Genomic DNA, 20,319 nt, shown 5'->3' with positions numbered 1-20,319 from the left:
GTCATTTGCTTAACCCAGCACACAGCCAAGTTAATTACAATTTGATAAATTATTTAGCGGTTTAATTTTGTTTATAATGGCAGTCACTCACCTCACGTAAACGTTGCGCGGCTTGTTCTGGCGTGATGTCTCTCTGGGTTTCCGCTAACATTTCATACCCCACCATGAACTTTTTCACTGTCGCTGAACGCAGTAATGGTGGATAAAATAAAGCATGTAATTGCCAATGTTCGATACTTTGGCTTTCATTCATAAAAGGCGCAAAGTGCCATCCCATTGAATAAGGGAAAGAGCAATGAAATAGGTTATCGTAGCGACTTGTGAGTTTTTTTAGCGCTATAGCAAGGTCTGCGCGAATGACTTCATTCATTTCATCCATGCGGCGAATATGTTGTTTTGGTAGTAACAGCGTCTCAAATGGCCAAGCCGCCCAATAAGGGACAAGTGCAATCCACTCTTGAGTTTCAACAACAATCCGTGAGCCATCTTGTTGTTCTGCTTTAATATAATCAATTAATAAATTACGGTCATGACGTTGATAATATTGCGCGAGAAAGTGGTCCTTACGTGCAATTTCATTGGGTAAAAAATCACTAGCCCAAATTTGTCCATGAGGATGAGGTTGAGAGCACCCCATTATTTCCCCTTTATTTTCAAAAACTTGAACCCAAGTATAGTGTTCACTTAATTCGGCGATTTGTTGCTGCCATGTTTCGATAACGCCTTCAAGTTCAGGCACAGACAGCTCTGGCAGTGTTTTACTGTGATCAGGAGAGAAACAGATCACTCGGCTAACACCACTCACCGATTGTGATTGAAACAACTCAGATTGATTATCAGGTTGGGCACAGGGTTGTGCTAATAATGCACCATGGTCATTTTGGAATACATAAGTCCCTTGGTAGTTAGGATTGACCTCCCCTGAAACCCTTGTATTACCTGGGCAAAGAAAGCAGTGTGCATCATACTGAGGTAAATCTTCTATTGATGACTTTTCATCTTTACCGCTCCACGGGCGTTTTGCTCGATGGGGAGACACTAACACCCATTGGCCCGTTAATGGGTTATAGCGACGATGGGGGCAATCCGAAGGGTTAAATGGCATTGTATTCATCTTATCTGTCTCCTCAATTTCATCACCATTGGGGATATTTGATTGCTATCCGCAGCCATCCACAGCCCTATCATCAATCGTTGATCCTGTTGCATTTATCTTCTCCCTCAATACTGCTTAAGCATAACTTCACCTTCAAACCTGTCGTTACCACGAATTATAGCAACGAGTTTCAATAGGATTCTGTGATCCATCTCGATTAGTGTAATCGTTTACACAAAAATATAAAGCTGTCCATTTTGAGTAAAATAATAATATTTGGCTGCAAGTTAAGTAAAAAGCCGCCCCTTAGATGGACGGCGATGCAAGTAATCGAGTTTATTAACACAAATTCAGAGGTAGGTTTGCAAGCAATCAAGCCGACTATTGTAGACTTGGTTTAGTATAACGCTATAGAAGAATCAACCTTCCACGCTGACCTCTTTCTTCGTCATTACCATTACAATAATTAGCAGTAAAATTAAGAAAATGGATAGGCCTAATAGTAAGGAATAGAAACCATTCCATTGGTATTTTTCAATAACGATTGATAATGAATATCCTGCGATTGATGCCCCAATATAAGCGAATAGACTGACAAACCCTGTTAAAGCCCCAGCGGCATTTTTATGTGAAATAAAAATCAGCATAACTAATAAAAATGAACGACTCAGTGTTATATCAGCTGCTTAGATGAAATAACATGAACCCCTTTAGAGGGAGCCACAGCGGCCTCAAATAATGCTTTCGCAATATTTGTTGCGGGGCTAACTTGGCAACTAGCTGGCAGTATAGGTGATAGAAAAGAAATAATACGGATCACAACGACTTCACCCAAACGCGCTGTTTGGCGGTCACCACTAATCACATTCGGCCGAACCAAAGTTAAAGAATCAAAACCCAGTGACATTAAATCTTGTTCGAGCTGCCCTTTTACTCGGCTATAAAAAAAAGGTGACTTCGCATTTGCCCCCAAAGCAGAAGTCAACACAAATGTCGGGCAGTGCCATTTTTTGGCCAGCTCTGCACAAGTTAAAGGATAAGTGTAGTCTACTTGACGAAATGCCGCTTTCGACCCTGCTGCTTTGAGAGTTGAACCCAGTGCACAAATCACCGCATCGACTTCCCATAATGCAGCCTCATCAGGCAGATGATTAAAATCTACAATAGGTGCTTGTAATTTCTCATGTTCTGCTAATGCATGTCGTGTTGGTGCTATCACCTGAGTCACACGAGAGTCTGCAAGAGCCAAGGATAAAACATGACTTCCCACAAGCCCTGTCGCGCCTAACAGTAATATTTTCATTTTATTCACCCATGCAATGAATGGAGAAATTCAATTATAGCCTTGTCAGTGGGCTTCCACTAGATTCATGCTGTTTTTTCGTACTAACTTAGTTGTTTGTGGCTCTTTTGTTGTTTGATTGTGAAAATTGCTTGATATTAGCAATCATTCTAAAGATAATCATTATCAATATCATTTCGATTATCAACAAACTTAGTATGGTAAATAATATGACAGCCCCAGTTGCAGAAAATACCGTCGAAACGGCAAAACAAACCGTTAAAACTGACGTGATAGAAAGCCAACAATTATTGGGCCCTGCCGGTAAGGTCTCAATTCAACATAATGGCGAACTTTATCAATTGAGACAAACGCGTACAGGTAAGTTGATCTTAACTAAGTAAAACCGTACCCAAAGTAAGTCGCATCAAAACTTAATTCGCAAGCCACCTAGGTCAATTATCCAGGCAGCCAGCTTAATCTAAACATAGGAAAAGGTTTCTTATGGAGTTTAAACTGACGTCTGTATTCCACATTTGTACCGCTAAATATCGAATTAGCAAGGATAGCCACTCGATACTTTACTATCGCACAGCGGTCGCTTTCATGTGCAAAACCCTAAATAGTCCTGCTGAACACAAACCAGTAGTCTGCTATTACCTCAGCTTTATACTTTCATTATGTGTTTACTCCTCTTGCTATGTTCAGACACTGCTTACATGCAATTTTTCCTGTGTCATACCGAATTCAGGTCCTCCAGACCAACGCATCATCATCAACTAATACGAATTCATTCTGCTTAATACAGATAAAAACTATATGGAGTATCACAATTATGTCCCCTGTTTTGCGAATGTCAGTCCTGACCAGCGCCATTTTAGGCGTAATAGCAAGTGCTCAAGCACAAACAACAGAGCCAACACCAAAAAAAAATCATCATGATGTGATGACCGTCTATGCCACAGGGAGCGAGCGTGACAGCTTCGAAACCCCGATGATGGTTACCGTGATTAAAAACGATTCACCTGAAACAAAAACGGCCAGCACGGTCAATGATATTTTACGCAAAGTACCAGGGATTGGCGTCACCGGCACCAGCCGAGTGAATGGGCAAGATATTTATATGCGCGGGTTTGATCGACGCGGCATTTTGACTTTAGTTGATGGTATTCGCCAAGGGACAGATACAGGCCATGTCAATGGCACGTTTATCGACCCTGCCTTGATTAAGCAAGTTGAAATCATCCGTGGCCCTTCAGCCTTGCTTTATGGCAGTGGTGCTATGGGCGGTGTGATTGCTTGGGAAACAGTTGATGCCAAAGATTTGTTGCGTGAAGGCCAAGACCACGGTTTCCGTGTCTTTACCGAAGCCGCTACAGGCGATCATAGCTTCGGTTTCGGTGGTACCGCATTTGGCCGTAGTGATAACCTTGATGGGCTATTCAGTTTTGTGACTAAAGAAACCGGTAATGTCCGCATGAGTAATGGCGATGACATGAAAAACAAAGAAACCATCGGTAACCTGCTCGCGAAAGGTACATGGCAAATTGATGATGCACAAAAGCTTTCTGGCCAAGTGCGTTATTATAATAACGATGCCAATGAGCCGAAAAATCCGCAAGAAATTAATGCGGGGAGTGACAATCTAAAAGTTAACCGCACCACCCGCCAACGTGATGCGCAGATGACTTATCAAATCAAACCGGGCTCACAGGAATGGTTAAATTTTAAAGTCACGCCTTATTACTCCGATGTTAATATCACAGCAAAAGGCCAAGGAACCCCCTATGAAGGCCGTACACAAAAAACTTATGGCATAAAAGCAGATAACCGCTCTAACTTTTATAACTTGCCATTAGCGTCACATAACCTGACTTACGGCAGTGAAGCTTATAAGCAAAAACAAACCCCTTATGCAAATACCACCCAATTCCCCGATGCGGACATCACCTTTGCATCTGGATTTTTACAAGATGAAATTAGCCTAAAAGATTTGCCTGTTTCCTTTATTGTCGGTACGCGCTATGACCACTATAAAGCCACATCCGATGGCAATGAAGATGTGAAAAAAGGCAAATGGTCATCTAAAGGGGCCGTTAGCATCACACCAACAGAGTGGTCGATGCTATTTGCGTCATATTCAGAAGCCTTCCGAGCCCCTTCTATGATGGAAATGTATAACGACGAGGTCCACTTCCAAATGGGGCCAATCGTTAATCGATGGAAACCAAACCCTAATCTGAAACCTGAATCAACCCGTACGGCAGAATATGGTTTTGGTCTGCGTTTCGATGACTTATTGATGGAAAGGGATAACCTGCAATTTAAAGCCAGCTATTTTGATACCAAAGCGAAAGATTACATCAACACATATGTGAATGTTGATAGATATGTTCTGCAAAATAACTACACCACATCAATCAATACTAAACGTGCAAAAATTTGGGGATGGGATGCCTCGATGGATTATAAAACCGACTATTTCAATTGGAGTTTGGCTTATAACCATACTGAAGGAAAAGATGAATCTAATGGAAAATCAATAACATCAATTAAACCTGATTCTGTCACCAGTAATTTGGCTGTGCCTATCGCAGACAGCGGTTTTTCAGTGGGCTGGTTAGGCGAGTTTACGCGCCATACCGACTTCAATAAAGCCTCTAAAGCTGAACAACAAGCCGGCTATGCCGTGCATGACTTCTACGTCAGCTACCAAGGTGAAGGACAACTCAAAGGGTTAGAAACCAGTGTCGTGTTAGGCAATGCTTTTGATAAAGAATACTACTCATCACAAGGCATTCCTCAAGATGGACGTAATGCCAAGCTGCTTGTCAGCTTCCAATGGTAATTCACACAATATTAAGGAGATAAACGTGAATTCAGCACTTTACGAGCGTTACCAACAAGCAAAAACAGAGAACAAAGCCAAATACGCTCGCGATCTCGCCGCCTATTTAAATGTATCTGAAGCTCAGCTCCTGCATAGTCGTGTTGGTCACGACAAAGCTGTTCGTTTAAACGTCGATGCCCCCACTTTGTTGACAGAATTAGCCACTGTTGGAAAAGTGAAAGCGATTACACGCAACGAATATGTGGTTCATGAGCAAGTTGGTCGCTATGACAATGCGACATTTAGCCCACATGGCGGCTTAATTTTAAACCCTCGAGCCCTTGATTTACGAATGTTTTTCAGCCATTGGGACGCTATCTTTGCTTTGACAGAAGATAGCAAACACGGTGAGCGCCATAGTATCCAATTCTTTGATAAACAAGGTGATGCGCTACATAAAGTTTACACCACCGATGAAACGGATATGGCGGCATGGCAAGCACTGATTGAAAAATATGCTACCCAAGATAACCCGGAACTCATCCATGAAGCAGCAGCGCCATTTACCAGCCAGCCCGTTAGTGAAGAGCTAAAACAACAGCTAGAACAAGAATGGCGCAACATGACAGATGTTCACCAATTTTTTGTTCTCCTGAAGAAAAATAACCTCAGCCGCCAGCAAGTTTTCGCCGCAGTCAGTGATGATTTGGCTTGGAAAGTGCCTAATGATTCCTTCAATCAGCTGATTAACACTGCGTTCAAAGATCAAAACGAAATTATGATTTTTGTGGGCAACCGCGGATGTGTGCAAATTTTCACTGGTGAAATCAAAAAAATCATGCCATACCAAAGTGAAGGTTCGGACTTAAAGTGGCTAAATATTTTCAATCCTGATTTCACCTTGCACATGATTGAAAATGGTATCGCCGAATGCTGGGTTACACGTAAGCCAACGCAAGATGGCCATGTGACAAGCCTTGAAGTCTTCGATAACCAAGGAAATCAAATCGCACAAATGTATGGGCAGCGTACGGAAGGGACTCCAGAGCAAGAGCAATGGCGCCAACAAGTCACCGCATTACCCCGCATTTAAACCTAGGTAACTTATTATGAAACAATGGCTTCTAATCTTATCAACGCTGTTTATCTCTGTTAGTTCTTATGCAGCAGAACGTATCGTCACCTTAGGTGGTGATGTGACTGAAATTGTGTATGCACTCGGAGCACAAGAACAGCTCGTTGCCCGTGATAGCACCAGTCTTCATCCAGAGCAAGCGACCAAGCTCCCTGACGTGGGCTATATGCGTATGCTTAATGCGGAAGGCGTGTTGTCAATGCGTCCGACTTTAGTACTTGCGAGTGAGTTAGCTAAACCCTCAATGGCTCTCTCGCAAATCGAAAAAAGTGGCGTAAAAATTATTAAGGTAACAGGGAAACCCAGTTTAGAAGCCATTCCAGAAAAAATTACCACTATCGCTAATGTGGTCGGTAAAACAGAGCAAGGAAAACAATTGGTTAATCAATTTAACCAACAACTTAGCCAAGTAAATACGGCACCTATAGATAAAAAAGTCCTGTTCATTATGAGCCATGGCGGCGTTCTACCATTGGCAGCAGGAAAGCACACTGCAGCAGATAGCGTGATTAACGCAGTCGGTGCAAAAAATGCCATGAGCAGCTTCGACAGTTACCGTCCTTTATCCCAAGAGGGTTTGCTATCAAGCCAGCCTGATTTAATCATTTTTACTCAGGAAGGGGTTAAATCATTAGGCGGAATAGAAAAAGTGTGGAACTTACAAGGAATGTCAATGACCCCCGCAGGAAAAAATAAAGCGCTTTTGGTTGTTGATGATGTCGGTATGCTCACCTTCAGTTTAGGTACGCCTAAAGTCATGCAACAACTACGTGAGGCATTAGAAAAATCCCAATGAGTCGCTTTAAAAACCCATTTTTGGTGATTATCATTTTATTGTTAGCACTTGGTGGTTTAGTTCTCATCGCGTCGAATGCAGGCGCCATGAACTTTTCATTAAAAGCACTGTGGCAGGCTTCTGCCACAGACTCGGATTGGCAGATATGGCTGAATATTCGCCTTCCTCGTGTGTTAATTGCCATCTTAGTTGGTCTTGCCTTGGCGGTGTCTGGTGCCATTATGCAAGGGTTATTTCGTAATCCACTTGCCGACCCTAGCTTACTCGGTATCAGTAGTGGTGCGGCTTTATCCGTTGCCGCATTTATCGTTTTCTCTGTTTCATTACCAACTGTGATGCAAGGTTATGGCCATGTTGCTGCTGCTTTTATTGGTAGCCTAACCGTTTCTTTTATTATTTTTAGCTTAAATCGTTCATCAAATGGCAACCTCGCAAAATTACTTCTCGCGGGCATCGCAATCAATGCACTGTGCATGTCATTCATCGGTGTTCTTAGTTATATCAGTAATGATCAACAGCTAAGGACATTTAGTTTATGGATGATGGGCACACTCGGTAATGTTGACTGGACGTCACTGACCATTGCCGCTTCAGTTATTCTTCCTATTTGTGTTATCTGCCTAATGCAGGGAAATAAGCTCAACATTCTGCAATTAGGGGATGAAGATGCACATTACCTTGGGCTTAATGTTGAACGCACCAAATTTATTTTATTATTCCTCAGCGCCATGTTAGTCGGTTGTGCTGTTGCAATGAGTGGGGTTATTGGTTTTGTGGGTCTCGTTGTTCCGCACCTTATTCGTATGACACTCGGCCCTGACCATCGCTGGCTCATTCCTGGTTCAGCTATCGTAGGGGCGGGGTTATTACTGATTGCTGATACGGTAGCGAGAACTGCGGTTGCGCCTGCTGAAATTCCTGTTGGCTTGCTGACAGGCTTGATTGGTGGCCCCTACTTCTTATGGCTCATTTTGCGACAGCCTGCAGGGAGAATCTAAATATGCAAACCAAACCGTTCTTATTAGAAGCACAAAATTTATCTTATAAAATCAGTGAAAAGACACTGATAGATAATGTGAGTTTATCTATTGAGCAAGGGGAATTTGTCGCGATCATTGGGCCAAATGGCGCAGGGAAATCCAGCCTATTAAAATTACTAACAGGTTATAACACCCCAACCCATGGCACGTGTTTTATTGAAGGCCGAGCGATGAGTGACTGGGATCATAACGAATTAGCGCAAAAACGTGCCGTCATGAAGCAACATAGCCACTTACAATTTGCTTTTACTGTTGAAGATGTTGTTGCTATGGGAAGAACCCCCTACGGTTCTGAATATAAAAATACCGCTATTGATGAGGCGTTAACACAAACCAGTTGCCAATCACTACGGCAGCGGGATTACCGCCGACTTTCAGGGGGGGAGCAACAACGCGTTCAATTAGCACGAGTATTAGCACAATTATGGCAACCGACAGCTCAACCCGCTTGCTTATTTCTTGATGAACCCACTTCAGCACTTGATTTATATCACCAACAGCATAGCTTACGGTTACTGCATCAACTGACGCGTCAACGACCATTAGGTGTTTGCTGTGTATTGCATGACCTTAACTTAACCGCTCTGTATGCAGATAAAGTGTTATTAATTCATGATGGAAAGCTTGTTGCTCAAGGTTCCCCTATTGAAGTTTTAACAACTGAAAATTTAACTCAATGGTATCAAGCTGACCTAGGTGTTACTCAACACCCAGAAAATAACACGCCTCATGTTTATTTGCGCCATTAACTAATATCTAAAAAGTACTTTATTCAACTCACTTTAAGGGTAAAGTACTTTAATATTCTTATCTTAATAAAGAATTATTAAACCATACCGATTTTAATATGTTATCAATAACTTTTAATGGTGTTAGTCTTTACATCAATAGTATTTACTCTCTTGATGCACTTCAGTTAATAAAATAGTTATTAGCCCAAAAAAGTGTAAAATCTATATAATCCGTTAATAAACCCGTAAATTTCAAAAATAAATCTCAAGTAATTTCACTTAGAATACCTAAGCATCGCGCAGGTATTTCAAAGGGTTTACATGGAAAACAATATTATTGAAACATTAATTGAGTTAACGCATCGTGGAAATGATGATGTTAAAATTGCAGCTATTTCTGCCTTAGGAGATTATAAAGTAACCGTTGAACAACAAAATGCAATCAACCGCTTACTTGAACTCTGTAAAGACCCAAATAAAGATGTCGCAGTGTCTGCAATAAAAGCGCTAAGTAAACTCTCCGACCATTTTTAATATACAAACAATATCTTTTTATCAATACTCTTCTTGAAATTAAAACTTATTAATTAAACTTATTTAACTTTCTCGATCTCTCTAGTCACTAAATATGAATAGGTAATAATGTCTACTACCTATTCATACGCTAGCTCAGCCACACTACACTCAAATTAGTTGTGTTTTTTGATATCAATAAATACCTCCTTATAGTAGCATTTTAAACATTGAAATTACCCTCTTAAAAAATAAATGAGTTTTAATTCATTTATTAATACCTATTAGCAGGATAATGAATGGATAACAAAGTCATAAATACATTACTTGATTTAACAAAAAGAAAAAATGATGATGTAAAAATAGCCGCTATATCCGCTTTAGGCGATTGTAAAATACAGCTGAAACAACATATTACGATTAACCGCCTACTTGAATTATGTAATGACCCAAATAAAGATGTCGCAATCAGCGCAATTAAAGCAATTAGCAAGCTCTCCAATGAGGTGGTCGAATAGTGACTTGAGCATTATTACGATAAAATAATGGAAATAGTAAAGTGAAACCAATTAGTGGTCTCACTTTATGATATTTAGTTATTATCGCTTAAATATCGTGCATGAAATGCAATATGTTCACCAATGAAACTACTAATAAAGTAGTAACTGTGATCATACCCATCACGCAGATTCAAACAATATTCAAATTGTTTTTTATCACAAATATCCGCAAATAACTCTGGTTTCAGTTGCTCTTGGTAAAAAGGATCCGCAGTACCGACATCCACTAAAATAGGTGGAATAGCCTCAGCCTTTTCGAGCAATTCAACGGTGTCATATTGAGACCAACTAACCGTATCTTCCCCCAAATAAGCCATAAACGCTTTTTGCCCCCAAGGAACCTGAGTTGGAGCAACAATCGGAGAAAATGCAGATAAACTACAATATCGACCTGTATTACGTAGGCCAATCATTAAAGCGCCGTGCCCACCCATAGAATGGCCAAAAATAGCGCGTTTTTCAGATACAGGTAAATGTGTTTCGATTAAATCAGGTAGCTCAGACACAATATAATCATACATTTTGTAATGATTACGCCACGGAGCTTGCTGCGCATTAACATAAAAACCTGCACCTTGCCCTAAATCATAGGCCTCGTCATCAGCGACTTCAGTACCGCGAGGGCTGGTATCCGGTGCAATAAGAATTACGCCATATTTTGCCGCAAATTGTTGGGCTCCCGCCTTAGTGATAAAATTTTGCTCATTACAGGTTAACCCTGATAACCAATAAATCACCGGGCAGGCGACTGTTTTCGCTTGTGGTGGTAGATAGGCTGCGAACTTCATTTCACAGCCGAGCACAGTGGATTGATGTTGATAAACATCCTGCCAGCCCCCAAAACACGCATGGCGTTCAATTCTCTCCATCAAAGACTCCTTAATCATAGTGAATAACGGTACGGATTGATTTACCTTCATGCATTAAATCGAATGCGTCATTAATACTGTCTAATGGCAATGTGTGCGTCACAAAGGGAGACAGTTCAATATCCCCCTTCATGGCATCTTCAACCATTTTTGGCAATTGGCTACGGCCTTTCACTCCACCAAATGCCGTACCGCGCCATGAACGCCCTGTCACTAATTGGAATGGACGAGTTGAAATCTCTTGCCCTGCTCCTGCGACACCAATGATAATCGATTGGCCCCATCCGCGATGTGCACTTTCAAGTGCGGCACGCATGACATTCACATTACCAATACATTCAAAGGTATGGTCAACACCCCACTGGGTTTTCTCAATCAGAACCTGTTGAATCGGCTTATCAAAATCATTAGGGTTCAAACACTCTGTCGCACCAAATTGACGTGCTAATTCAAACTTAGAGGGGTTAGTATCGATAGCAATAATACGACCAGCCTTTGCTTGCCTTGCCCCTTGAATAACTGCCAGACCAATACCACCGAGCCCAAAAACAGCAACTGAGTCACCTTCTTGCACTTTAGCTGTATTATGTACCGCGCCAATACCGGTTGTCACACCACAACCTAATAAACAAACTTCTTCATGGTTAGCTTGAGGGTTAATTTTTGCCAAAGAGACTTCGGCAACAACGGTATATTCACTGAATGTTGAACAGCCCATGTAATGATAAACTGGCTGGCCATTATAAGAAAAACGTGTTGTTCCATCTGGCATCACACCTTTACCTTGTGTTTCTCTGACAGAGACGCATAAGTTTGTTTTACCTGATTCGCAAAAAACACATTTCCCACATTCTGCCGTATAAAGTGGAATGACATGGTCACCCACACTAACACTGGTAACACCTTCACCGACTTCGACAACAACACCTGCGCCTTCATGCCCTAATACCACAGGAAACAAACCTTCTGGGTCATCTCCTGACAATGTAAAAGCGTCAGTATGACAAACACCTGTATGGCTAATTTTAACTAACACTTCCCCAGCTTTTGGTGGCATGACATCAATTTCGACAATTTTTAATGGCTCACCTGGGCCAAATGCGACTGCTGCACGTGATTTCATCGTTATTCCTTCTTTATTTACCGCAAATAGGTACGAATTAATGAGATAGCATCGTCTACTGAGTCTTTTTGCAACTGTGTTGTCGCAGACTCTTGAAGCCCTTCTCGTAAATGACTTTCTAATACCCCTGCCATCAAACCATTAACTGCACCGCGAATAGCAGCAATTTGTTGTAAAATGGCAGCACATTCAACTTCATCCTCCAAGGCCGACTCCAAGGCAAACAATTGCCCTTTCAGCTTTCTAACCCGAGTAAGGACTGCTTTTTTTTCCTTTGGGGAATGTGGCATATTTAAGCCTCTTTAATATACATAGGGGGAGTATAGTATCTATAGGATTATCTGTACAGAATTGCTTATTTTTATGACCCCAAAATACAAAATAATATTAGGTATAAAGGTTAAACAGTAAAACGTGAATATCACGTTCTACTGTCTTCAATAAGAAATAGATTAACGCTACAACAAGTTAAAGTATTTATCTGGCTGATACTGAGGGGGAAGTGGTTGAATATCTAACATATCCAATGCATTACGTTCAATACTATTACAAATAGCATTAAGCGGTAAATCATTTGCAGCAATCCCAAAAGAATCTTCGAGTTCTTCTGCTAATGCATCCCACGCTAGGAAGGTATAAGAAATAAAAACAGAAACAAATGGCGTCATAAAATGTAGGTCTACGACTAATGCAAAAGGAAGTAACGAACAAAATAGATAGACTGTTCGCTGTAAAATTAACGTATACGCAAACGGGATCGGCGTATTCGAAATACGTTCACAGCCACCAAGTACGTCCGATAATGCATTAATATCTTTATTAATGGCTTGAAAGAGTACATCGCTGATGACTTTTTTATCACGTAATTCCCCCACCTTTAGGCCAATCTGCAACAATATTCGGCTAGTGGGAAACGGACTTCGGATAACCTCATCAAAAATATTTCGAGGTAATAACCGGTACAAGTCAATGATTGGACTGGTTTTTCTTAGTTCGTGTTTAAGGCTCCAACCAAAAGCAATCAACAGATTCGCAAACTCCTTTTGAGCTAATTGGTCATTAGGTAATAACCCTTTAATATTCCTTAAAATATTTCTTTGATTAATTAATAACGAAGCCCAAAGCGTTCGCGCCTCAATCAAACGGCTGTAACAGGCATTATTACGAAAACCGAGGAAGATTGCGATGGCAATCCCCAGTAAGCTAAAAGGAGCAATCGTTAAGTGTATACCTAATCGTTCGTACCATTGAAAACTGAGTACTGCTACGATAGATATCATTATATTTAGAGAAAGCCGAAATGTTATTTTTGACAGTACAGAACCATGCCAGTCGAATAACCGAAAAAACCAGTGCTGATGAGGACGAATAACCATAAGAAGACATATTGAATTAAGAAAACGACATTAACTTATTATTTCATTGATTAATTCAATGCGCTATAGCCAAACAACAATTAAAGTGAATATCACAATAATTATGACAAGCAGCAATAGCGCTAAATTCATCCAACACGGTTTTCGTTTATAAGTAATATTTGATTTTAATATTACTTATTAAGCTAGTTTTTTGCGGCTTTTAAACGCTCAATTTCATCTTGTAACGCTTCTATCTGCTGCTCTAAATGATCCGTTTCAGTAAAACTATATCGATGATTTAATTTAGTTGGGCCTGTGGCTCCGGAATAATGGTCGTAGCAGTTATTTTGTACATTTGAAATAGCACGCTCTAACCCCATGACTCTATTTCGATTACCGTGCATTTTGGCATATTTTAGCTGTTTTTCTAATTGATAGATTTTTTTATCACAACCATAATATTTATAACCGGCTTGAGCGGATACTGGAATAATCAGTGTTGATAAAATTATTAACAGTATTTTTTTCATGTCACATTCCTAATTCAAAAAATAATTTACCTGTGGCTATTTCATCATTTTGGCACATTATTAATATAGGCAAGCTCCTAATTTAGCTTAGGCCAAACAAATATAACGAGTAATTAAAATAAACCCACCTAAAATGATAACAATCATTTATTATTAATGATGAGTATTAAGTTAAAATGTTTTTTTTACATGATTTATTACAGACAGACACATTTTTCCCTGATACTTTAATATTAAAGGATTATTCTACAAGGATGTAGCTAGTTTCCGTACCTCAGTAGGTAAGCAATACGTATTATTACCAAATGCTTCATAAAACAACATATCAATTTAATTAATCCATATCTCGTATTTAATCTCTTATCCGCATTAATATTAATTTCTACTATTTTCATCAAAAAAACGCATTTAAATTTTCGAGATTTAATTTTTCCATGATATCTGATTCAGAATAAGCCTAAACTCCCACCTCCTTGCATATTTGTTTACGACGGTTTACTGAGTAAAGATATACTCTTTGAATATAAAGAAGATAACCTCAAATGAGAATCACATGCATCACACCGAATTCGAACTCAAGTTCGCCAATGCTAACGAACAACAATTTCATACCGCATTAAAACAAGCAAGTCAGGAATATCTGCAAACTAAGCACGATCACGTGTATGCCAGCCTAGCTGACCTTGCTGCAATTGGCGTCTTGTTTATTGTTGCTATTCTGAGTTATCTTCCAATTCTCATTACAATATCTACCACAGTTTACATATTGTCCTATTTTGTATTTGTCTTACTCATCATGCTATTAAATGTGATTGGCCAACATGACGCCTGCCATAATACCTTATTTAAATCCGGCTGGAAAAATCGGTTATTTGGGCGTTTAGTTACATTACCCTTAGGATTAGAACCGGAATTTTGGCGCACACGCCACGTTCATTATCACCACCATTATGCCAATATCGAACATTATGATTTAGACACTGAAGAAAATGGCATATTCCGCCAAACACCCTTTCAGCGTTGGCGGCCTTTTATGAAATATCAACATATTTATTGGCCTTTCGTCGCATCATTGTCACTCACATGGATAACTCTGGTGTTTGATTGGTCTGATCGAACGGGGAAAACACACTTAAAAACACAGAAAGTTTTAGAAGGTAAACTAGGTTGGGGGTTATTTTTAGGTAGCAAGATAGGACACTTAATATTGATGCTTGGTATCCCAGTAATAGTGGCTCACCATCATGGGATCAGCTTAACTGCAATATTTATCACGTACTTGTTGAGCCAAATGGTTGCTTCCATTTTTGTAATTTATTTATTATTAGGAACACATTGGGCAGAGACACAGTTTTTTACTGCACCTGAGGATAAACAAATCACGCATGGCTGGTACCACCATAATTTTGTCACGGCTTGTGACTGGCTACCAACCCCCCATTTTTTATGGCGCTTAACTGGGGGATTAAATTACCACCTTACACATCATCTTTTCCCTCATTGGCACCATCGCCATTACCCTGCTCTAGCACACATCTTAGCCAAATTGGCCCAACAGTACGATATGCCATACCGTTGTATTGATTACAAACAACTCGTTGCAGCTCAAATACGATTTTTAAAACAAATGGGACAACCGCCACTGCAATAACAATTTTAGTAATTTAAAAAATAACAACTTTCTAAAATGCCATCTCTAAATCCATTTGTTTAGAGGTCATTATCTAAATAAACCCTTAAGGTCTATCTTTCTTGCCTATGTTACACTTTAAATAGGCAATACCCTTATTATTAATGACGAATAATTAAAACGATTGATTTAATTATTGATATAAAAGCAGACAGATACCCGGCTATTATTAACAAAATGACCTTTATTTATCTTTTGTTTACTATTTATTTATTAAGAAATTATTAAATTGACCGTTACATTTATTGATGTTTTATTTAAGTTATAAAAAATATAATCAAATAAAAATTAGATTTCATTTACACACTACAATTTTAGAATGGTTGGTGCTCGCATGAAAAAAGCAGAGTATTTTATAAAAAAATTACGTACACTCATTATGAGTGACAAAACATATCTCACTAATAAATTTACTAAAAAACTCAATTACCGCCCTGACTTTAAAGCCCCAAAAAGCTTTAATGAGAAAGTGAATTTTAGAATGTTGCGAGATAAAAACCCATTATATTCACAATTTGCAGATAAACTTACGGTAAGGGAATATATCTCACGTACAATAGGAAATGAATATTTAGTTCCTATCATTGATACTTATAAAAATGTCGATGAAATTGATATAAGCAAACTGCCAGAGCGTTTTGTTTTAAAATGTAATCACGACAGTGGCAGTAGTATTATTTGTCGAAACAAAGCACAATTTAATTGGCTAAAAGCTAAAAACAAATTGGATTTTCATTTAACTAAAAATCTTTACTATATTACTCGAGAGCGTCATTATAAAACTATTCCCGCACAAATTATGTGTGAAGAATATATTGATTTATTCGCTAATAAAAACCGGAAGTTAGTACCAGAAACATGCCGGGTTCATTGTTTTTCCGGTAAGCCTGTCTATGCAGAAATTGACTATACCGACGAATTTGGTAATGAATTTATTAATATTTATGATATCAACTGGCAGTTACAACCCGTGACTTTTGGTTATCCAAACATGCTAGAACCCGTATCTGAACCGCCATTATTCAAAGAGATGTTACGGTTAGCAGAAATACTCGTCACTCCTTTTGATTATTGCCGAGCTGATTTTTTGATGTCTGATGAAAATACGTTGTATTTCAGCGAACTCACTTTCGCTCCAAATGCAGGTAGAACAAAAATATCACCGCTGTCATGGGATTTCAAATTAGGGGAGCTTTGGGAACAACGTATTGTACGTAACACTAGGCATTCCCCCATTGAAGCACAACTGGCACCTTCAACCGTGAATAAAAAGAAATAATTAGAATACAAAAAAGCTCTGCAATAATTCACAGAGCTTTTTATTTATTGGTTTTATTTATTGATAAAATTAATTTGCTAACACACTGGCTTTGCGACGTAAGCTGGCAATTAACATATAAATTGCAGTTACTAACAGCACAATAAAGAAAAAATTCACTAAACCATTATGTTGGCCTAAAAATGTCCCAGCGGCGATAGGTCCCATTGCTGAACCGATACTGTAACTAAACAACATCACCTGAGTTGCTGCCACAATGTAGGAGGAATCTAGGCTATCACACGCTAATGTTATCGCTACCGGGTATAAGGCAAAAGTTGACATACCGAGTAACGCTAAAGCAACGATCATCACCAAATAATCACTCGAAATATAAATAACACCCATCGCAAAAACACCTAATAATGAAACCATTGCAAGCAACAAGGTTTTACTCATTAAGATAGATAATTTACTAACAACTGGCTGTATTAACATCCCACCAAGAATAATTGAGGCCATCAACACACCGACTTGGTCAGTGGTGAATTGGTCTTTTTTCAATGATAACGGCATTAGCCCATAAATAGTTCCCATAGTAATACCAGAAACCATACAGCCAATAATTGCAGGTTTACTTAAACGAGCAATTTTTTTCAATGAGAGTTTCTGATGAGAACCACTTTCTGGCTGACCTTGGCGCACTAATAACGGTGGCATTACCGCTAATAATAATAACCCTAATACCACCATAAATGGATAAGCACCATGGGTTCCAATAACACCAATAGCAAGCTGGCCAAGTGTTGTTCCGCCATACAATGACGTCATATAAAAACTTAAACGTTTAGCACGCTCTTTCGGATTATCGCCAATCAATAACCAAGACTCGACAACCACAAAAATACCCGCCACCGCAACCCCTGCAATTAAGCGGTTCGGCAACCAAGCTTCAATGGTTGGCGTCCATGGCAGTACGATAACTGTCGCGGCAAGCATCAATAAAAAACCAATAAACGCAAGACGATGGCCTATTTTGGCAATAATAGGTTCAATTAACATTGAGCCAATTAATAAACCAATATAATACGCGCTCGCTAACCAGCCGGCATATTGCGTATCAATACCAAAGCTTCCCATAGATAATGGGATTAAGCTCATTAAATAACCCGATGCAATAGCAAAAATCGTTAACCCTGCAACAGGAACGAATGCATTGTCGCGTTTGCGCATGATAGTAGTGGACTGATTCACGCCCCACTCTCCAACTAACAAAATAAATAATATGCGCTGCAACTACATCGTAGAATACGACAACATTGTGTTCCCAAGAAAGAACACATTTCGGCGATTAGTGCAGTAGTAAAAAAACAAAGATAAGACTAATTTGAGCGCAATATAGAACGTTCAATCACGAAGTTAAAATGAGAAAATCTAATGGTGACTAACAAAATAATTTATGTGAGAAAAATCACGTTTTTTTTGTAGGTAAACCCTGTTCAAAAATGGCAAGAAAAAGAAACTAATTACCTAAATAACAGTTAGTTATAAAAACAACATGCAAAACCACCTCTGTTACTTTTAGATACAACTTAAACTAAATATAAGGAACCTAAAAAGTGCTTAATCACAAAAAAAATTATTTATTGTTTTCTCCTGCTGCATAAGCTGATTGATAAAGCAAATTTGCCTTGCTCAATTTACTAAAACAATTTATTTCACTTTTTTGTTTGTTATTCCCTTATTTTTTCTTTTTATTTAAAAATTAATAGAGGTTCATTAAAATTTAGTGAAAACACTATAAATCGAATTAGAGGAATGCATAAAAATACTAATTCTTACTCTTCCTTAGTGCAATACGAGAATTCGGTCTGGAGGAATGGGAGGAAAGTCGGCGCCATAACGTAGTCCTACTAATTCCTAAATACTCGGCCACCGCTTTACGATCCCCATTAAATCTTGCCATTACGTCTTCTAATGGTTCATGTGATTTATCTTTTATTACGACGTCCTTGTGTTCGCTACCCTGCCTTTCTGGAGATAAACTTATTAACATTTGTGTTGTGATCGCTTTTTCTGGGTAAGCACTGCAATACAGCGCGACTCGCTCCATTAAGTTTCTGAGTTCTCGAACATTGCCGGGCCATGAATACTCAAGAAAAAATTCTTTACATACAATTAGTTGCTGTACACGAAAGGAAGGTAAAGGCAATCTTAATCCTGCAAAGGCTAATTTAAGCAGCCGCTCCGCTAATACAAAAATATCATCGCCACGTTCATTGAGCGCTGGTACTCGCATTCTTAGTACCCCGAGCCGATAAAATAGATCAGCTCGAAAGCGCCCTTCTTTTACCCAACCGTCTAAATCACAGTGGGTTGCACAAATGACCCGAACATTGACTTGTAACGGTTTATACCCACCAACTCGCACTACCGAACGCTCTTCGAGCACTCGTAATAACTTTGTTTGTAATGCAATAGGCATTTCACCAATTTCATCTAAAAACAGTGTTCCCCCATTCGCCAGTTCAAATAAGCCTGCTCGGCCACCGCGGCGAGCCCCCGTAAAGGCACCTTCTTCATAGCCAAATAATTCGGCTTCTAATAATGTTTCAGGTATCGCCCCGCAGTTCACAGCCACAAAAGGCATTTGTTGTTTGCTGCGCTTATGTTGATTGAATAAGGTGTATTCGTGATGAATAGCTTGTGCCACCATCTCTTTCCCTGTTCCACTCGCACCTTGAACCAATACTGTTGCATCAGAGCGTGCATACAACATAATGGTTTGCCTAACACGTTCCATCTGTAATGATGAACCAATCAGGTCATTAATGGTATAGCGAACTTTTGCAGGGTTAGGGGGGAGATATTTGTCTTGCGAATGGTTTTCACGCCTCGACATCAGGCTTAATTCGATAGCATCTGAAAATGCTTGCCGTATGGTTTGTGTGGAATAAACAAAAACCCCTGTCATCCCCATTTCATCTGCTAAGTCCATGATTAACCCAGCGCCCACCACAACGGAGATCCCCAAAGCTTTCAGTGCCTTAAGCTGAGCTCTCGCATCCTCTGCGGTAACATAGCTACGCTGTTCAATTTGCAAACCAAAACGCTGCTGAAATTCATCTAATGATGAAAATGGCTTTTTATAATTGATGATCCCAATTTTATCGCTAATTTCTCGTGCTTTGGCTAATGCTTGCATAACATCAAACCCGCTGGTTTTCACGATAATAACCGGTACTGAAACATGGCTTTTTAAATAAGCACCATTTGAACCCGCACTAATAATGGCGTCACAATGCCCTTCCTGTAATCGTTGACGAACGGCCTCTACCGCCTGTTCAAAACCAAGATTAAGTGGTGTGATTTCCGCTTGTTCACTAAATTCTGGGCTGATATCTCGAAACAGTGTAAATAACCGGGACACTGAAACCGTCCAAATAATCGGTTTATCCATCATCGCCATACCTTCTCATCGTGTTTCATTTCCGTTTCACTTAACAAT

20 protein-coding genes are annotated in these 20,319 nt (G+C 39.5%); 10 read left to right on the top strand and 10 right to left on the bottom strand.

Going from position 1 to position 20,319, the window contains the following annotated elements:
- Positions 1-61: 61 nt before the first annotated feature.
- From ACU696_RS08830 to ACU696_RS08820, 3 genes are all read right to left on the bottom strand, one after another.
- Complete coding sequence (locus ACU696_RS08830; RefSeq protein ID WP_004912933.1) at positions 62-1,114, bottom strand: UDP-glucose--hexose-1-phosphate uridylyltransferase; 1,053 nt, start codon at positions 1,112-1,114, stop codon at positions 62-64.
- Between the two features lie 401 nt (positions 1,115-1,515).
- The gene (locus tag ACU696_RS08825; protein WP_004912936.1) at positions 1,516-1,743 is read right to left on the bottom strand and encodes a hypothetical protein; all 228 of its coding nucleotides are present in this window, start codon (positions 1,741-1,743) and stop codon (positions 1,516-1,518) included.
- Between the two features lie 26 nt (positions 1,744-1,769).
- Positions 1,770-2,399: an NAD(P)H-binding protein gene (locus ACU696_RS08820; protein ID WP_209101964.1), complete on the bottom strand. Its 630-nt coding sequence runs from the start codon at positions 2,397-2,399 to the stop codon at positions 1,770-1,772.
- 209 nt (positions 2,400-2,608) lie between these two features.
- Here ACU696_RS08820 and hemP point away from each other — a divergent pair, with 209 nt between their 5' ends.
- The 8 genes from hemP to ACU696_RS08780 all read left to right on the top strand — a co-directional run bounded on the left by hemP (position 2,609) and on the right by ACU696_RS08780 (position 9,941).
- The gene (hemP, locus tag ACU696_RS08815; protein ID WP_004912942.1) at positions 2,609-2,782 is read left to right on the top strand and encodes a hemin uptake protein HemP; all 174 of its coding nucleotides are present in this window, start codon (positions 2,609-2,611) and stop codon (positions 2,780-2,782) included.
- Positions 2,783-3,213: 431 nt separating this feature from the next.
- On the top strand, positions 3,214-5,226 hold the full coding sequence (locus tag ACU696_RS08810) for a TonB-dependent hemoglobin/transferrin/lactoferrin family receptor (RefSeq protein WP_117162497.1): 2,013 nt from the start codon (positions 3,214-3,216) through the stop codon (positions 5,224-5,226).
- A 25-nt stretch (positions 5,227-5,251) separates the two neighbouring features.
- Positions 5,252-6,301, top strand: a complete 1,050-nt coding sequence (locus tag ACU696_RS08805; protein ID WP_004912947.1) for a hemin-degrading factor — start codon at positions 5,252-5,254, stop codon at positions 6,299-6,301.
- Positions 6,302-6,317: 16 nt separating this feature from the next.
- Positions 6,318-7,139 (top strand): heme/hemin ABC transporter substrate-binding protein, encoded by an 822-nt coding sequence (locus tag ACU696_RS08800; RefSeq protein WP_004912949.1) that lies wholly within the window; start codon positions 6,318-6,320, stop codon positions 7,137-7,139.
- On the top strand, positions 7,136-8,137 hold the full coding sequence (locus ACU696_RS08795) for a FecCD family ABC transporter permease (protein ID WP_117162498.1): 1,002 nt from the start codon (positions 7,136-7,138) through the stop codon (positions 8,135-8,137). The genes ACU696_RS08800 and ACU696_RS08795 overlap by 4 nt, the downstream gene beginning before the upstream one ends.
- Before the next feature lie 2 nt (positions 8,138-8,139).
- The gene (locus ACU696_RS08790; protein WP_245211125.1) at positions 8,140-8,928 is read left to right on the top strand and encodes a heme ABC transporter ATP-binding protein; all 789 of its coding nucleotides are present in this window, start codon (positions 8,140-8,142) and stop codon (positions 8,926-8,928) included.
- Positions 8,929-9,231: 303 nt separating this feature from the next.
- Complete coding sequence (locus ACU696_RS08785; protein ID WP_004912957.1) at positions 9,232-9,444, top strand: HEAT repeat domain-containing protein; 213 nt, start codon at positions 9,232-9,234, stop codon at positions 9,442-9,444.
- A gap of 278 nt (positions 9,445-9,722) precedes the next feature.
- On the top strand, positions 9,723-9,941 hold the full coding sequence (locus tag ACU696_RS08780) for a HEAT repeat domain-containing protein (RefSeq protein WP_004912961.1): 219 nt from the start codon (positions 9,723-9,725) through the stop codon (positions 9,939-9,941).
- A gap of 74 nt (positions 9,942-10,015) precedes the next feature.
- On the opposite strand, the gene fghA is transcribed toward ACU696_RS08780, so the two are convergent.
- The 5 genes from fghA to ACU696_RS08755 form a co-directional block, all read right to left on the bottom strand.
- Complete coding sequence (gene fghA / locus ACU696_RS08775; RefSeq protein ID WP_209101959.1) at positions 10,016-10,852, bottom strand: S-formylglutathione hydrolase; 837 nt, start codon at positions 10,850-10,852, stop codon at positions 10,016-10,018.
- Positions 10,853-10,862: 10 nt separating this feature from the next.
- A complete protein-coding gene (locus ACU696_RS08770) occupies positions 10,863-11,975 on the bottom strand; it encodes an S-(hydroxymethyl)glutathione dehydrogenase/class III alcohol dehydrogenase (protein WP_004912967.1) in 1,113 nt (370 codons plus the stop codon).
- A gap of 17 nt (positions 11,976-11,992) precedes the next feature.
- Positions 11,993-12,265: a formaldehyde-responsive transcriptional repressor FrmR gene (frmR, locus tag ACU696_RS08765; RefSeq protein ID WP_109913133.1), complete on the bottom strand. Its 273-nt coding sequence runs from the start codon at positions 12,263-12,265 to the stop codon at positions 11,993-11,995.
- A gap of 168 nt (positions 12,266-12,433) precedes the next feature.
- Entirely contained in the window at positions 12,434-13,351 is a 918-nt protein-coding gene (locus ACU696_RS08760) for a bestrophin family protein (RefSeq protein WP_209101956.1), read from the bottom strand.
- Positions 13,352-13,536: 185 nt separating this feature from the next.
- Positions 13,537-13,863 (bottom strand): DUF1090 family protein, encoded by a 327-nt coding sequence (locus ACU696_RS08755; RefSeq protein WP_109913132.1) that lies wholly within the window; start codon positions 13,861-13,863, stop codon positions 13,537-13,539.
- Positions 13,864-14,416: 553 nt separating this feature from the next.
- Between ACU696_RS08755 and ACU696_RS08750 the strand changes: the two genes are divergently transcribed.
- Together ACU696_RS08750 and ACU696_RS08745 are read left to right on the top strand one after the other, a co-directional pair.
- Positions 14,417-15,514 carry a fatty acid desaturase family protein gene (locus ACU696_RS08750; protein WP_209101954.1) on the top strand — a complete coding sequence of 366 codons (1,098 nt, stop codon included), beginning with the start codon at positions 14,417-14,419 and terminating at the stop codon, positions 15,512-15,514.
- 373 nt (positions 15,515-15,887) lie between these two features.
- Complete coding sequence (locus ACU696_RS08745; protein WP_109913350.1) at positions 15,888-16,832, top strand: ATP-grasp fold amidoligase family protein; 945 nt, start codon at positions 15,888-15,890, stop codon at positions 16,830-16,832.
- 69 nt (positions 16,833-16,901) lie between these two features.
- Here ACU696_RS08745 and ACU696_RS08740 read toward each other — a convergent pair whose 3' ends face one another.
- Together ACU696_RS08740 and prpR are read right to left on the bottom strand one after the other, a co-directional pair.
- On the bottom strand, positions 16,902-18,044 hold the full coding sequence (locus ACU696_RS08740; protein ID WP_004912983.1) for an MFS transporter: 1,143 nt from the start codon (positions 18,042-18,044) through the stop codon (positions 16,902-16,904).
- Positions 18,045-18,642: 598 nt separating this feature from the next.
- On the bottom strand, positions 18,643-20,271 hold the full coding sequence (prpR, locus tag ACU696_RS08735) for a propionate catabolism operon regulatory protein PrpR (protein WP_209102024.1): 1,629 nt from the start codon (positions 20,269-20,271) through the stop codon (positions 18,643-18,645).
- Positions 20,272-20,319 lie beyond the last annotated feature (48 nt).

The sequence above is a fragment of the Providencia sp. PROV_01 genome, assembly GCF_053098325.1.
This window is presented reverse-complemented; position numbering and strand designations above follow the sequence as displayed.

What these genes read in the sequence shown, in the direction of transcription:
- ACU696_RS08830 (WP_004912933.1), bottom strand. Translation starts at nt 1,114, where the DNA reads ATGAATACAATGCCATTTAACCCTTCGGATTGCCCCCATCGTCGCTAT.
- ACU696_RS08825 (WP_004912936.1), bottom strand. Translation starts at nt 1,743, where the DNA reads ATGCTGATTTTTATTTCACATAAAAATGCCGCTGGGGCTTTAACAGGG.
- ACU696_RS08820 (WP_209101964.1), bottom strand. Translation starts at nt 2,399, where the DNA reads ATGAAAATATTACTGTTAGGCGCGACAGGGCTTGTGGGAAGTCATGTT.
- hemP (WP_004912942.1), top strand. Translation starts at nt 2,609, where the DNA reads ATGACAGCCCCAGTTGCAGAAAATACCGTCGAAACGGCAAAACAAACC.
- ACU696_RS08810 (WP_117162497.1), top strand. Translation starts at nt 3,214, where the DNA reads ATGTCCCCTGTTTTGCGAATGTCAGTCCTGACCAGCGCCATTTTAGGC.
- ACU696_RS08800 (WP_004912949.1), top strand. Translation starts at nt 6,318, where the DNA reads ATGAAACAATGGCTTCTAATCTTATCAACGCTGTTTATCTCTGTTAGT.
- ACU696_RS08795 (WP_117162498.1), top strand. Translation starts at nt 7,136, where the DNA reads ATGAGTCGCTTTAAAAACCCATTTTTGGTGATTATCATTTTATTGTTA.
- ACU696_RS08790 (WP_245211125.1), top strand. Translation starts at nt 8,140, where the DNA reads ATGCAAACCAAACCGTTCTTATTAGAAGCACAAAATTTATCTTATAAA.
- ACU696_RS08785 (WP_004912957.1), top strand. Translation starts at nt 9,232, where the DNA reads ATGGAAAACAATATTATTGAAACATTAATTGAGTTAACGCATCGTGGA.
- ACU696_RS08780 (WP_004912961.1), top strand. Translation starts at nt 9,723, where the DNA reads ATGGATAACAAAGTCATAAATACATTACTTGATTTAACAAAAAGAAAA.
- fghA (WP_209101959.1), bottom strand. Translation starts at nt 10,852, where the DNA reads ATGGAGAGAATTGAACGCCATGCGTGTTTTGGGGGCTGGCAGGATGTT.
- ACU696_RS08770 (WP_004912967.1), bottom strand. Translation starts at nt 11,975, where the DNA reads ATGAAATCACGTGCAGCAGTCGCATTTGGCCCAGGTGAGCCATTAAAA.
- frmR (WP_109913133.1), bottom strand. Translation starts at nt 12,265, where the DNA reads ATGCCACATTCCCCAAAGGAAAAAAAAGCAGTCCTTACTCGGGTTAGA.
- ACU696_RS08760 (WP_209101956.1), bottom strand. Translation starts at nt 13,351, where the DNA reads ATGGTTATTCGTCCTCATCAGCACTGGTTTTTTCGGTTATTCGACTGG.
- ACU696_RS08755 (WP_109913132.1), bottom strand. Translation starts at nt 13,863, where the DNA reads ATGAAAAAAATACTGTTAATAATTTTATCAACACTGATTATTCCAGTA.
- ACU696_RS08750 (WP_209101954.1), top strand. Translation starts at nt 14,417, where the DNA reads ATGCATCACACCGAATTCGAACTCAAGTTCGCCAATGCTAACGAACAA.
- ACU696_RS08745 (WP_109913350.1), top strand. Translation starts at nt 15,888, where the DNA reads ATGAAAAAAGCAGAGTATTTTATAAAAAAATTACGTACACTCATTATG.
- ACU696_RS08740 (WP_004912983.1), bottom strand. Translation starts at nt 18,044, where the DNA reads ATGCGCAAACGCGACAATGCATTCGTTCCTGTTGCAGGGTTAACGATT.
- prpR (WP_209102024.1), bottom strand. Translation starts at nt 20,271, where the DNA reads ATGGATAAACCGATTATTTGGACGGTTTCAGTGTCCCGGTTATTTACA.